Annotated in this window: 9 protein-coding genes; 5 read left to right on the top strand and 4 right to left on the bottom strand. The window is 47.4% G+C overall.

Translation table 11 applies throughout. The annotated features are described in order from the left end of the window. Positions 1-65 precede the first annotated feature (65 nt). Positions 66-1,433: a sigma-54-dependent transcriptional regulator gene (locus ADIS_RS22000; protein WP_035807344.1), complete on the top strand. Its 1,368-nt coding sequence runs from the start codon at positions 66-68 to the stop codon at positions 1,431-1,433. 178 nt (positions 1,434-1,611) lie between these two features. Here the strand turns inward: ADIS_RS22000 and ADIS_RS22005 are convergent, their stop codons facing one another. Together ADIS_RS22005 and ADIS_RS22010 are read right to left on the bottom strand one after the other, a co-directional pair. Further along, complete coding sequence (locus ADIS_RS22005; RefSeq protein WP_010856965.1) at positions 1,612-2,853, bottom strand: DUF5009 domain-containing protein; 1,242 nt, start codon at positions 2,851-2,853, stop codon at positions 1,612-1,614. A 67-nt stretch (positions 2,854-2,920) separates the two neighbouring features. Continuing rightward, on the bottom strand, positions 2,921-3,301 hold the full coding sequence (locus tag ADIS_RS22010) for a hypothetical protein (protein WP_010856966.1): 381 nt from the start codon (positions 3,299-3,301) through the stop codon (positions 2,921-2,923). Positions 3,302-3,749: 448 nt separating this feature from the next. Here ADIS_RS22010 and ADIS_RS23525 point away from each other — a divergent pair, with 448 nt between their 5' ends. Together ADIS_RS23525 and ADIS_RS22015 are read left to right on the top strand one after the other, a co-directional pair. Beyond that, the gene (locus ADIS_RS23525) at positions 3,750-4,571 is read left to right on the top strand and encodes a TonB-dependent receptor (protein WP_238325486.1); all 822 of its coding nucleotides are present in this window, start codon (positions 3,750-3,752) and stop codon (positions 4,569-4,571) included. A 42-nt stretch (positions 4,572-4,613) separates the two neighbouring features. After that, the gene (locus ADIS_RS22015; RefSeq protein WP_449560104.1) at positions 4,614-6,986 is read left to right on the top strand and encodes a hypothetical protein; all 2,373 of its coding nucleotides are present in this window, start codon (positions 4,614-4,616) and stop codon (positions 6,984-6,986) included. Between the two features lie 167 nt (positions 6,987-7,153). On the opposite strand, the gene ADIS_RS22020 is transcribed toward ADIS_RS22015, so the two are convergent. Further along, a complete protein-coding gene (locus tag ADIS_RS22020) occupies positions 7,154-9,733 on the bottom strand; it encodes a TonB-dependent receptor (protein WP_010856967.1) in 2,580 nt (859 codons plus the stop codon). Positions 9,734-10,219: 486 nt separating this feature from the next. Further along, positions 10,220-10,900 (bottom strand): hypothetical protein, encoded by a 681-nt coding sequence (locus ADIS_RS22025; RefSeq protein ID WP_010856968.1) that lies wholly within the window; start codon positions 10,898-10,900, stop codon positions 10,220-10,222. A gap of 655 nt (positions 10,901-11,555) precedes the next feature. Between ADIS_RS22025 and ADIS_RS22030 the strand changes: the two genes are divergently transcribed. Continuing rightward, positions 11,556-12,662 carry a hypothetical protein gene (locus ADIS_RS22030; protein WP_010856970.1) on the top strand — a complete coding sequence of 369 codons (1,107 nt, stop codon included), beginning with the start codon at positions 11,556-11,558 and terminating at the stop codon, positions 12,660-12,662. Between the two features lie 167 nt (positions 12,663-12,829). Continuing rightward, entirely contained in the window at positions 12,830-13,441 is a 612-nt protein-coding gene (locus tag ADIS_RS22035; protein WP_035807346.1) for an AAA family ATPase, read from the top strand. The last annotated feature ends 20 nt before the right edge of the window (positions 13,442-13,461 follow it).

The following is a 13,461-nucleotide window of genomic DNA, read 5'->3' on the forward strand; positions in this document are numbered from 1 at the left end:
AATTTGTTTTGATCCTCAATTATGGCTTAAATATTAATTTTGATATATTTAATTTAATATTTAAAATGAAAAGTATCCTACTGATAGAAGACGACCTTACCTATGCGAAAATCATCCGGATTTTTTTGGAAAAAAACGGATTTGAGGTGACTCCCTGTGAAACCCTTAAAGGCGCCCTGCTGGAAATCCAGAAGAGACCATACGATCTGGCCATCACCGATTACCGGCTGCCCGACGGCACAGGCATGGAGTTTTTGGAATACTGCAATAAAAACTGCCCCCAGATACCCGTTATCCTGATCACCAACTATTCCGATATCCGCACAGCGGTACGGTCCATGAAACTGGGAGCCGCCGAATACATCACCAAACCCATCAACCCGGATGAACTGCTCCTAACGGTCAGGGAATCGTTGACAATCCCCGAAAAAACCCAAAAAGCCTCCCCTAAAACGGGCAGCGAGCCCGGCTATTTTGTTGGCAAAAGTCAACGGGCGCTATCGCTCGAAAACCAGATTTCCCAGGTCGCACCCACCGATATGAGTGTGCTGGTGCTGGGAGAAAGTGGAACCGGCAAGGAATTTATATCCAGGAGAATCCACGAAAAGTCCCTGCGCAAAAACGGCCCATTTGTAGCCGTAGACTGTGGCGCCCTCTCACCCGACCTCGCGGCAAGTGAACTATTTGGGCACGTTAAGGGGGCGTTTACCGGTGCCGTGGACAATAAGACGGGGCATTTTGAGGCCGCCAATCAAGGCACGCTCTTCCTGGACGAAATCGGGAATCTCAGCTACGAAGTACAAATGAAATTGCTGCGGGCCATCCAAGAGCGCAAAATACGGAAAGTAGGGGGAAACAAAGATGTTTCCGTGGATGTTCGGATCATCGCCGCTACCAATGAAAACCTGCGCGATACCGCCACCAAGGGCTCTTTCCGCGAGGACCTGTTTTACCGGATAAATGAATTTACCCTGGAAGCTATTCCGCTGCGGGAACGCCGAGAAGACTTGCGCGAGATTCTCGAACTGTTTCTCGCCCAGAGCAATTCCTTTTTGGGGAAAACGGTAACCGGATTTAGCGATGAAGTGTACCGCATCTTTGAAAACTACCCCTGGCCGGGGAACCTGAGGGAACTCAAGAATGTCATGCGAAGGGCTGTTTTACTGACCGGCCATGGGGTTGTTTCCGTTCAGGCCATCCCCTCGGAGTTGACTGCACCCCTCCCCTCGGATGAAAACACCGTACCTATTGGCCAGAACCCCACGGCATCCTCTGCGGTCACCCTGCGGGACCAATTTGAAGAACAAGAAAGGGAACTTATCCTTCGTACCCTGGAAGCCGTCCGGCACAACAAATCCCAAGCGGCCAAACAATTGAAAATGGATCGCAAAACCCTGTACGCCAAAATCGAAAAATACGGGATCTATTCCTAACCCAATAGAACCGTTCAGTTAGCTAGTGCCTCCAGTCGCTCAAACATCTTCACAAAAGTAACCCAGGGGTTCTTCGCTTCGGTTTCGCTAAGCTCCCTCCCCTGCTCGGCCTTGAACTCATCAAAGCGAGTACAAGCGATGTTAATTTGTTCATGTGTTACGAAATTTTTGGGTTAATTTAAATTTTCAGCCGAATCCTCCCTCGTTCCAGCAGACCGGTAATCAGAATGATGATCAGCGCGTACGCCAACGACTTGAAGATCCCCAACGCACCGGTCCTCCATACCAACGGCAGGGCCAAGCCCGTAATCGAAAGCAGGCCGTAGTGGATATAAGGCAACAGGTAACAGGTAAGCGTACTGGTTCCGGCAGGTTTGATTAGCTTAAACCACTCCTTTTTGCCCTTTAATTCCACAAGCCAAATCAAGAAACAAAAAAACAGTATACTGATGCCTATGCAGATAGTGACCCAGGAAGGGGAAGAACCGATTTTATGAATGCCCCATAGTGGGCGGGACACCCATCCAAAAGCCAAACAAGCGGCCGCCAGTAGGCCCATCCTCATCCAAAAACGACCGAATTTGCCGGAACCCAAAAAGGGCTGATAGTACAGGGCTACGATGATTCCCGCCATTGACAGCGCAGGGGTAGCACCGTCATCTATCAACCAGATATACGGCTTGATCACCTTCAAAGGCTCCAGCCAACCCAATTTGGAGAAGATGCCAAAAAGCATAAACCCTGCAAAAAACGCCCACATGGCAGAAAGGTTTCCCTTGAACGCCACAAAAACCAACGAGCATATCAAATACGCCCAGCCGATCAAACCCAAGATGCCCCACCAGTAAAACCGCATCCAGGTTGGGTTGTCCGCCGTGCCTCCCTGATATACCAGTACCAAGCCCAACAGCAGGATCCACCCCAACACCTGACCCGTATATTGCTTCCTCTTTGTTGCATCCTTTGGGTAATCCAACCATATCAGAAAAAAGGCGATGGTCGCCAAAATCTGCCAAACGGGCTTGGGCAACAGGGCCAATTCCCGATTGTAGGATTCCAAGTTAACGTGGCAAAGCCCCATGACCAGCAGCGCGAAAGACCTCGAAAGAATGTGCAACAGGATCCCCTGATCAGCCTCTCCCCGCTTCCAGCGGTTTTTGATGGCAAAGGGAATGGACAATCCCACGATGAACAAAAAGGCTGGAAAAACCACGTCCGCCAATCCCATCCCGTCCACCTTGGCCGGAACATGGCCCAGCCATTCGGGGACATCACGAAGTGTCCAGAGGTCATTGACAAAAATCATCAAGAGCATGGTGAGTGCCCGAAAAATATCGATCGCAAAGGAACGTTTGTCCGAAAGGGAGGAGGTTTGCATAATCCGGTTGAACCAATTAGATACCGGCTTCAATTTATCCAAATTTTTTCGTTTGTCAATTAAACCGACACATTAGTTTTTTCAACAGCCAAACCAACCAAATAAACGTTTACAGATCCCTATTCTGCAAAATTTCCTTCCAGTCGAATCGAACTGATTCATCCAAAGATTCTACCCTTCCGATCCGTTCCTGAATTGATGCCACCTCAAGCAGCCTCTGCCTACACAGTTTGTCGTTTCGCTCCATCTCACGCGTCAATTGCCGGATGCTTGTGTCGCAGGCCTCTATTTCTAAAAGAAGGCTCTTGAGTTGGTTCTGCAGACAGCACCTTGCGCTGGGCCTCTCAAGAATAGAAATGCGCTGTTGCAGGCGTGCAATGGATTCAAGCATCTTTGCCCTTCGCTGGCTTTCGGCATAAATCCTTTGCTCAATCCCTTCGTTCACCTTTGTCAATCGCCTAATTTCGGTAATATTGTTGTCAATGGCCATAACTACTTAGAATAATTTAACCTTATCATTTAATACTATCCTTCAAAAACCGAGCTAACTGTGTTGATTTTGGTTAATTTTTTTTGCAAATTTTTATATGTTACGAAGTAAGTCCTTCTACAGGTAACTAAAGATCAATAGGTTATCCATCGGAATTTATCACCAGAACGAGTAAGCTGATTTAGTTGTCCTAGCGCAGGTAAACCGGTTTTGCTAGAAAAAAGATTCTTTTCGATTTCGTGAAAGCGTTTCATTTTCCCGATGACTGGAAAGATGCAAAACCCTGTTGACATCGGGGACAAAGCTGTGGCCAAGTGAAACAATCTGTGGTGTTAATCAACATAAATGACGTAGAAAGAGCCAGATTCAGGTAGATTATTCGGTTGGTATGTATTTGGGTTAGGGGTAAGAAATGATCAATCAGTTTTCACCTCTAAACTCACTTGCCATGAAACAAACCGTTTTCTTTGTCCAAGGCCTGCTACTGTGGTTCGTCCTGTCGGGTTCCGCTTTAGCACAGGGCGTCACCACAGCGAGCATGACAGGCACCGTACTGGATAGCGAGGAGCTCCCGCTCCCGGGAGCAACTATCCAAGCCGTTCACATCCCCTCCGGGACGACCTACACCAATGTGACACGGGACAACGGCCGCTTTAACATACAAGGCATGCGAACAGGGGGACCCTATAAAGTAACCATTTCCTTTATTGGTTTTGATACACAGGTCTATGAAAACATCCGGTTGAGGCTGGGTCAATCCTACACGTTGAACACTGCGCTATCCGACGAAGGTATCGAGCTGGAGGTGGTCCAGGTTTCGGAATCAAAAGACGCACTACTGAACGACGAGAAAACGGGCGCCTCCACCACGATCTCCACTGAGGCTATTACTTCCATGCCTACGCTAAGCAGAAGTGTGCAGGATTTTACGCGTTTGACCCCCCAATCCTCCGGCGAGTCCTTTGCCGGGCAGGATCCAAAAGCCATCAACTTCTCGCTGGACGGCAGCATTTTTAACAACTCCTTTGGACTAACTGGATCTATTCCCGGAGCTCCTACCAACTCGACTCCGATATCGCTGGACGCCATTGAGGAAATACAGGTCAACATAGCCCCCTACGACGTTACACAGGGAGGTTTCACAGGGGCAGGGATAAACGCGATTACCCGATCTGGGGACAACGAGTTTCGAGGATCGGCCTTCTTTAATACGCGGAACCAATCGCTTGTAGGAACCAACGCCTTTGGGACGGAAGTGGTAACGGAATAATTCAACGTACAGCAATATGGATTCCGATTAGGTGGTCCGATCATCAAAGACAAACTCTTTTTCTTTATCAGCGGGGAATCGGAGCGGCGCAGCGATCCCAACTCTCCCTTTGTGGCAGATGCACCGGGTAGATCAGGAGCTAATGTCACCAGGGTACTTCAGTCTGACATGGAAAATGTACGCAACTTCGTGATGGAGAACTTTGGATACGATCCGGGAATGTATGAAGGGTATAACTTGCCTACCATTTCAGACAAATTTCTCGTAAAGTTTGATTTCAATGCGCATAAAAACCATAAAATAAGCGCTCGGTTCAATACCCTGATTTCCTCGAGAGACAGACCGGTGGCCCGAACCTCCCTGGGATTTGGCGGTAGGAACCAAAACTTGTTTTCGCTTAATTTTCAGAATTCCAATTACCTGCTAAATGACAACATCTACTCAGGGATCGTAGAGGTAAACTCCAATTTTAACAACCGGTTTTCGAATGAACTCCGGTTTGGCTTGACGGCAAACCGTAATTTCCGGAGCTGGGAAGGCGGTAATTTCCCTATGATTGACATTTTGCAGGATGGGAGAAATTACATTTCACTTGGCACCGACTTGCTTTCTCCAAACCGTGCGTTAAATTCGGACACTTGGCAGTTTCAGAATAATTTCACCGCCTATTTTGACAACCATACGCTCACGGCAAGTGTGAATTTCGAGTACTTTAACTTTGAATACACCTTTACGCCTACCTACTTCGGGCACTACGTGTACAACTCGCTGGACGATTTCTACCGTCACGCTAGCGGTGAAGAGGTAGCACTGAGAAGGTTTCAGCGACAGTTTTCGGCATTGCCGGATGGGTCTGTACCGACTGCGGTTACCAACGCCTACATAGCGAGTGCCTATGTGCAGGATGAAATCAACGTTACCAGCGATTTCAAACTGACCCTTGGCCTGCGGCTGGATGTGCCCTTTTATGAACAAACGGCACTCAGAAACCCAGCTGTCGAATCCATGGAGTTTCGTCGCCCAAACGGTGATCCAATGCAGATTCGCACCGATAGACTGCCGGAGCCTCAATTTATGTGGAGCCCACGTTTGGGCTTCAACTGGGACGTGAACGGCGATCGAAACTTTCAGGTTCGGGGTGGTACGGGGCTTTTTTCCGGGCGTCCCATTTATGTCAACATCTCCAATATGGTCAACACAAACGGTATGCTGCAGGGGCAGATTAGGGAAGACAACACCACCAACTTTGCCTTTTCTCCCGATGTCAATGCCCATATTCCGGTCGGTGGTGGATTGCCCAGCACCTTCGACCTTGCCTACATCGATCCCGGGTTTCGCAACCCACAAGTTTGGCGGTCAAATATCGGTATTGACAAAGACCTGTTCGCTGGAGTCGTGGGAACCTTTGAGGCAATCTACACCAGACAGGTCCATGATTTGCTATTTTATGACAGCAACCTGACCCCTCCCCAATCAACCCTCGGTGGCCCAGACAATCGCCCCCTTTACGGATTCTCCGATGAGGCCAACCGAATCAACCCAAACATCACCAACGCCGTTGTGTTGGACAATACGAATCAGGGACATTCCTATAGCCTCACCTTTCAGCTCCAAAAAAGCTTTACCAGGGGATTTTACGCGATGATGGCCTACAACTACGCAGTGGCAAAAAACATGGTAGACGGCAATACCCAGCATTTCCTGTCTTACGAAAACATCCATTCCGTCCGAGGTGGGAATTATCCAATTTTGGGGTATTCGCTGGATGATCAACGGCATCGCCTTATCGGATCGCTAAGCTACAAAAAGCAGTATACCAGAAATATGGCAGGTACCCTTTCCCTATTTTACGAGGCAAGAAATCAAGGGGTGGAATCGTATGTTTACAATACAGATATCAATGGGGATCTGATCGCAGGGAACGACCTGCTTTTTATACCAACCGAAAGTCAACTGGCAGAAATGCAGTTTGCTCCGCTAACAGTAAATGGCACCACACTTTCAGCCAACGAGCAGCGTAGCTTGTTCAATGATTTTATCGAACAGGACCCCCACCTAAGCGGACGAAGGGGCATGTATGCGCTAAGAAATGGCGTCCAGTTTCCGGTGGTGGGCCGCTTGGACCTTTCCTACATGCATGAATTTTTCATCAACGTAGGTGGTAAAACAAATTCACTGCAACTTAGGGCGGATGTTTTCAATATTTCAAACATGATCAACAACAGATGGGGCGTAGGACAAATAATAGCGAACGAATCGCCAATAGGCATCGTGGAGATAAATCCCTCCAATAATGTACCTGTCTATCAACTCAATCCCCGGGGAGAGGATCTCCCTTCGAGTACATTTACCCGTACCGCCAACATTGGCGACGTATGGCAAATGCAGCTGGGACTGAGGTACATCTTTAACTAGTAAACCACCAATCTTTTATATAATGAGGGGCTGTCCGTTCTCATGGACAGCCCTTTTTGTTTGAAGCTATTGCTTACGAATGCCTTTTCACTCCCATTTGGGGCGCCAGCTTGTTCTTTTTAGTAAAAAAAATGCTATTGCCTTACACCATGTTTCAGCTGGGTTTGCTAGGGCTGTTTTTGCCACTGGTACCGCAGCGTAAACCCAAACGTACGCTGATCGCCCAACACAGCCGCGTAGTGGCCCGCATTCCCCGCACCCGGCAGCAACATCTCGAAGTAGTCGGTGTTCAGCACATTCCTCGACCACACAAAAACCGAAATGCCCGTGTTGGTCCTAAATCCCGATCGCAGGTTGGCAAGGGCGTAGCCGGGAACGTTCATGTAGCGGGAAGGAGAGGGACTGGACGAAAACCCGGACCGGAAAAAGCCATCGCCGGCGATAAAGAATTTGCCCTTCACCTCCCACAGCGTGGCGTCCTTGGTCCACTCCATCCCCAAGGATCCGCCCCACTTGGATATTCCCGGCAACCTGCCGCCTGAAATGTCCTTAAATGGCTCCCCTCCCACCTCTTCCAAGGGTACCGGAGCATTGGTAAACTTCAGATACCTACCATCAGTGTAGGCAAGTGCCGTAAACAGGCTGAAGTTCCGATGTAGGCGCACATTTGCATCCAGTTCCAACCCTGAAACGGCCACTCTTTCCGCATTGGCCAGGTACCCGCGGTTTACAGACAGGTCCGGGGTTTGCACCAGGGTTTGGAAGTTGCGTATATCCGAGTGGTGATACACCAGGTTCAGCGTGGAGCTGTTGGTCGGCTTGGTCTTGACACCAACCTCCCAGTGGATCAGGTTTTCGGGCTCGATACGGGCCAACTCAGTCATGGTCCGCCCATTTTCGCGGGGGAGCCCTCCCAGGTTAATGCCGATGGGCTTGAAACTGCTGGATACCGTGCCGAAGGCGTTGATCCGCTCGGAGGCCTTATAGGCCAAGGTCACCTGACCGGAAAAGTTCGACTCCTCCACACGGGCATTGAACGCCTGTTCATTGTAAACGGACTGCTGAAGGGCGATCAGCGCCGGATCTTCCGTCTGAAGGCCTCCATAGGTCGTACGGTTGAAGTCAACCCGCTTTTCGTCGTAGTTCCACCGTACGCCCGGAAGCACACTCAATCTTTCGGTCACCTTCCAGTCCAATTGGCCAAACACCGCCCCGCTGAAACTCTCCAACCGGTTGCGGGTCTGGGTGCCGTAGCCCTCCAGAAGACCGGGTGTCTGCCAAAGGGGGCTCTGGTTCGTCTGCACAAACCTCCACTGGTGGATGCCGGACTCTTCGGTATGGTAGGGGCGGGACTTCAGGTCCTGCCACAGGGCAAAAACACCCACCACGCCACTTAGCTTGCTGTTGAAATCACCGGCATAGCGTACCTCCTGCGACCATTGGTCGTGACGGGAAGGTGCCTGTGAGAGAGATAGTGCCTGTAGCCCGGTAAAATCCCGGTCATTGGAAGGATCCCAGTTCCAATATCGCCAGGCTGAGGTTGCGGTAAGGGTACCTCCCCCTACTTCCGCATCCACATTTACAGATACCCCGCCCATATCGTTTCCGGAACGCCACTCGGTATCGTGGTCGATGACCCGGTCGAAGGGGTTGGCGGAAGGAAGTGAATAGTTCAGGTCGGCGATAATCTGGTTAAACTGCCTAAACGGGGCACGCCTGGTTTCCACCACGCCGGCGACCACCTGGGCATATCCATCCGGCCGCTGCCGGCTGATATCGGCAGCCACCAGCACCTCCACTTTGTCAGAGGGCAGGTAAAGCAATTGGCTGCGCAATCCCAGGTTGTTTAAGGTATTGGTATGGCGCTGCGTCGCTTGATTGTAGATCAGCCCGTCCCGCTTGGTACCCGTATACGAAAGGCGTGCAGCGAGCTTTTGGGAAAGCGGCCCGGTCACCGAGCCACGTGTCTGCACAAAGCCAACGTTGCCGAAACTGGACTCCACCGTGGCATCCGGCTGAAACCTGGGACGCCTCGTGGTGATGTTGAAGGCACCCGAGGTGGTGTTCTTGCCGAAAAGTGTGCCCTGTGGGCCCCGGATCACTTCTATTTGGTCCACGTCGATGAAATCCAGTGTCGTAACTGCCGGCCTGGCATAATAAACGCCATCCACGTAAAACCCGACCCCCGGGTCAATGCCGTCGTTGGTAAGCCCAAACGTCGACCCCAGGCCCCGGATGTTCAGAGTGGTATTTCGGGGATTGGAGGAGTAGAGCTGCACCGAGGGAACCAACTCCTTGAGACGGTTGACATTAAAGGCCTGCGCATCTTCCAAGAGGGCGCCTCCCACCACGGTGAGGGGGATGGGCACCGACTGCACTTCCTCCTGCCGCCGTCTGGCCGTTACCACGATTTCATTCAACTGGTTATCCTCTGCCAACCGGATTTCCAAGGGAGCGGATGGAGCTGACAACAGCTGTAATGATTGGCCTTCAAACCCGATAAAATTGACCTGAAGGGTAATGGGATAGCCCTGCTGATGGGATAGGATAAAACTCCCGTCATCCCCCGAAAAAACAAACTGGCTGGTACCCTCTATCCGAACGGTGGCCCCGGTGAGCAATTCACCGCTGGCAGACCGAACCGTACCCGTAATCGGTTGATGCGTTTGTGAAAAAACAGTATTGGCATACAGCCATAGGATTCCCAAGGGCGCAAAGAAGCGCCAAGTGTAAAATTTTTGATACATTTGGATGTTGTTTAGGTGTTTGAAAAAAGCTGAAGAGGCTTTCTACTAGGGCCTGGGCAATGTGCCGGGACTGGTGGCTCAGTCCCGGCTATCTACCAGCCATCCCCCATCAGGGGCCACGGTCGGAACACAAAGGGGTTCGTTCGGTTACTTGTTTCATCTGTTTACGATTTTTAATCTTCATCGCGATCGAATTACCGTCACTACATCTAGCTACCAAGCATGCTTTCTACCTCCAAGCGCTGGTTTAGGCAAGCGTAACGCACCTTTGTCGGTATAGCCAGTACCCCAACGATCCCGATCGAAGCGGCAGTGACGGAACAAAAGTAAATCAGGTATTTTTATTTTCCTATATTCCCTATCTTTTTTATAGGGTATAAAATAAAAAAATCTGATCCCCATTTAAAAAAGGTCTTTATCCATCTGTATATTAGGATATTACATCATAGAAAAGAGGTCGCTGGCGCTTGACCTAAGCGGGTCCGCTTATCTATCAAACCAGCGGGTGGGAATACCAAATCCGACAAAAAGGCCACTGTAGGAGCCGCGACTTCGAAAGTCAATATCAATATGCTGCTGGGGAAATTCTGCAATGCGACTATCCAGCTCTTGAAATCCCTGCTGGTGTCGAACACCGACCAGGACATAATTGCCTCCCACATCCAGTTTTACCCCGGCCTCGATCCTGGCACTCAGGCTGGTCTTCATCAGGGTAGATTGCGGTTGGCCGGCTCCAGCAAAAAAACCGGGTGCCTCCCTACTCAGCGCAAACCCTACGGAGGGCTGAATATAAAAACCAGCAGGCAGGTTCTTTGGGGAAACCCGGATTCCCAGCGCGTAGTTGCCAAAATTATTAGAATACCCGGTATTGGAATGCTCTACTACATTGCCGTCATGAAATCGAACCCTCGTTCCGACTGGACGACGGTGAAACTCCCCCTCAACGACGACCTGTGCACTATTGGAAACGCGCCCCAATAACCGCAGACCTGCATGATAGCCTAGTTCCTGTACAAATAGGAGTTCCTCAGCGGGACCAGTTCCCTGACCGTCCACATAGCCTATGGAAGGCCCTCCGTACAATTCGACCGAAATCCGCTCCTGTCCAAATGCAGCGGAGCTAAAAAGTATAAAAAGCGAAAAGAGGCAAATCCGTTGGATGTTCATAGCGTTAAATTATCGAGTTGGCGTGAAACAATTTGGGTAAAAATAAGCAAATCGAGCGGACTTCATCCGTTAATATTGTTAAAAAAACCTAATTAGGTCATAATTGGAACAACCCAACCAACTGCCGGGTAGCAAATGAAGAAAGTCTAAAACTTACTTCGGGCAATAAAAGGCTTTTTGCATAACGGTTACCGGCCTCCTGTAGAGACGATCTACCGCAGGGTTTTTCCCCATGCATTTGCTTTAGCCGCCAGCAATCCGGTAGCTACATGATAAAGGATCCTGGGTTTTTATACTTGGCTTCCATTTTGGGTTTCTCACGACTCCGTAAATCTCACCGGCAGGATCTCATATCTTCAAAAAACCATCCTTCGCTAGAACGTAGCGCATAAAAATCAGAAAATGCCAAATGGATCCGCAAAATACCCCGAACAGGGTATTTTTTGCATGGGGATTAAGCCCTATCTTTATTGCTTGCTGTCGGCAGCGGAACTCGCTGAAGGTTGTTAGGATCCATGGGGGAAGGTAAATTTTACATGGTGAGCGGCGACGAGATAGAAGGTAACCAAACCAGACCAATCCAACAATCTAATGCGAGAAGGGTCTAGCCAAACCAGACCTATATTAAGTTACCGCTAATGTTGAGAAACAAACTATGAAGCAAATCATAAGCATTTTTATATTAAGCCTCATTTTTTCAAATAGCTATTCTCAGCGTTTTGATAGTAAATTTGACACACTCATTGCATCTTTTGGGACAAGAGCCGGACCTTTTTATGAAGACTCACTAAGAATACCAGAAATTTATACAGGAAAAGATTTTAGCATCCGACTTGCTGAGAATGCCTTAGACCTTAGTCTTGAAAGTAAAATACTTTTGAATCCAAGTTCTGATGACTCATTTCCGCTTTCATATTCAGTCATTTACGATGACCATTTAATTTCCCTATTTAAACCAGGAAATTTTATCTGTTACAGGCTTGAAGACTTTTCAAGAAACACTGAATTAAAAAAGTCATTAAATAAGAAAAAATTTAAAAGACACTCAATTATTGATAACAATCTCCATGCGCAAACAAAGCTTGGGTTTTGGAATGTATATTCAGGCAATAAGTGGAAGAAAGCCAACGGAATTCCAAATCCTGAAAAATTCAAAAGTCATTTATATTATGACAGTGAGTTTATCGTATTTAGTGACTGTAATGGCGAATGGGGTGGGACATTATACTTTTATCATAGACCAACTAAGGAAACATATTACACATCAGCTACATGTGCAAACACAGTCACTCTAGATAAAAATGGATTCAAAGTACTTTCTCATTTGGGACATGGTTTTGGATTTGCTGACAAAAAGGAAATAGTAGAACCAACAAAACTTCCAAAACTTAAAGACTTTAAAGGAGACAAACGAAGCATAAATGCTATAGGAAACTCCGATACAACAAATGTTGCAAAAGAGATTTTTGATTTCTTTGGGATTCAAATTTTCTCAACTTTCCCACTTTCAGGAAAAGATCATTTCATAATTCATTGGCAAGAAATGACTTTTTTGGCAGAGATTAATGGGACTGAAATTTTAATAGTTCACCCTTTATTCAATTCAGATTTATATACCCATGACCCCATCACAAAAAATTACAAGTCGGGAGAAGTGCTTATTAATTTAGACCATTATGGAACAGGTTTAGAAAGAGAGGTTTCTATGGTTTTAGTAAAAGATAAAAAAATAATAAAAATAGACTGGGAAGAAAAACACTAGCGGTAACATCACCTTGGAAGACAGCGGGTGGTCCAGAGTAAATAGAAAGTTTAGTATCTTTAAGAAGTTAGGAGTAGGTTGGAAGAGAACGGCTCCGAAAGCCCGCCGTCTCCAAGCTGAATCCCGTTAGGCACAATTATAAAACGACACGACATAAATCAAAATAAATGAAACTATTAAATTTTAGAGCAACAAACGTACACGGCTATTTAAACTACAAAATAGACTTTCACGAACGTTTGACCTTTTTAATCGGCATAAACGGAACGGGAAAAACTTCCGTATTGAAACTTATACTTGGACTTATTTCCCCTTCATTCAATTACATTAATAGCATTGACTTTGACGAAGTAGAGTTAATTTGTAATGAACCAAATAAAAGACAAATTGTAATTACTGCGATTAAAAATAGCGAAAACAATGAAGTAAAATTGATTCTTCAAATCAATGATGAAGATCCATTAGAAGGTGTATTCAATCGTATAAGTCAGTTTCAATTAAATGAACTTGATAATGACGATTCTAACGAAAAAATGCGTTTCATAATTGAAGCTTTTGACAGACACGAAGTTGTACAGGCGATTAAAAATTTGACAACGCCATTATTTTTAGGACTTGACAGAAGAGTTTATGAAGGACAACAAATTGACAAAATGCGTCAATCATTTTTATTTAGAAGAAGGTACAGACATTACCCACAAAATGACCCACTCAATATAAGCCTTATGGAGATTCAAGAAGTAATATATGATTATTTCTACTTTACTAAGTTAAACTAGCCATCGTTTTGGTAATACCG

It is taken from the genome of Lunatimonas lonarensis (assembly GCF_000390185.1).
Taxonomy (GTDB): Bacteria; Bacteroidota; Bacteroidia; order Cytophagales; family Cyclobacteriaceae; genus Lunatimonas; species Lunatimonas lonarensis.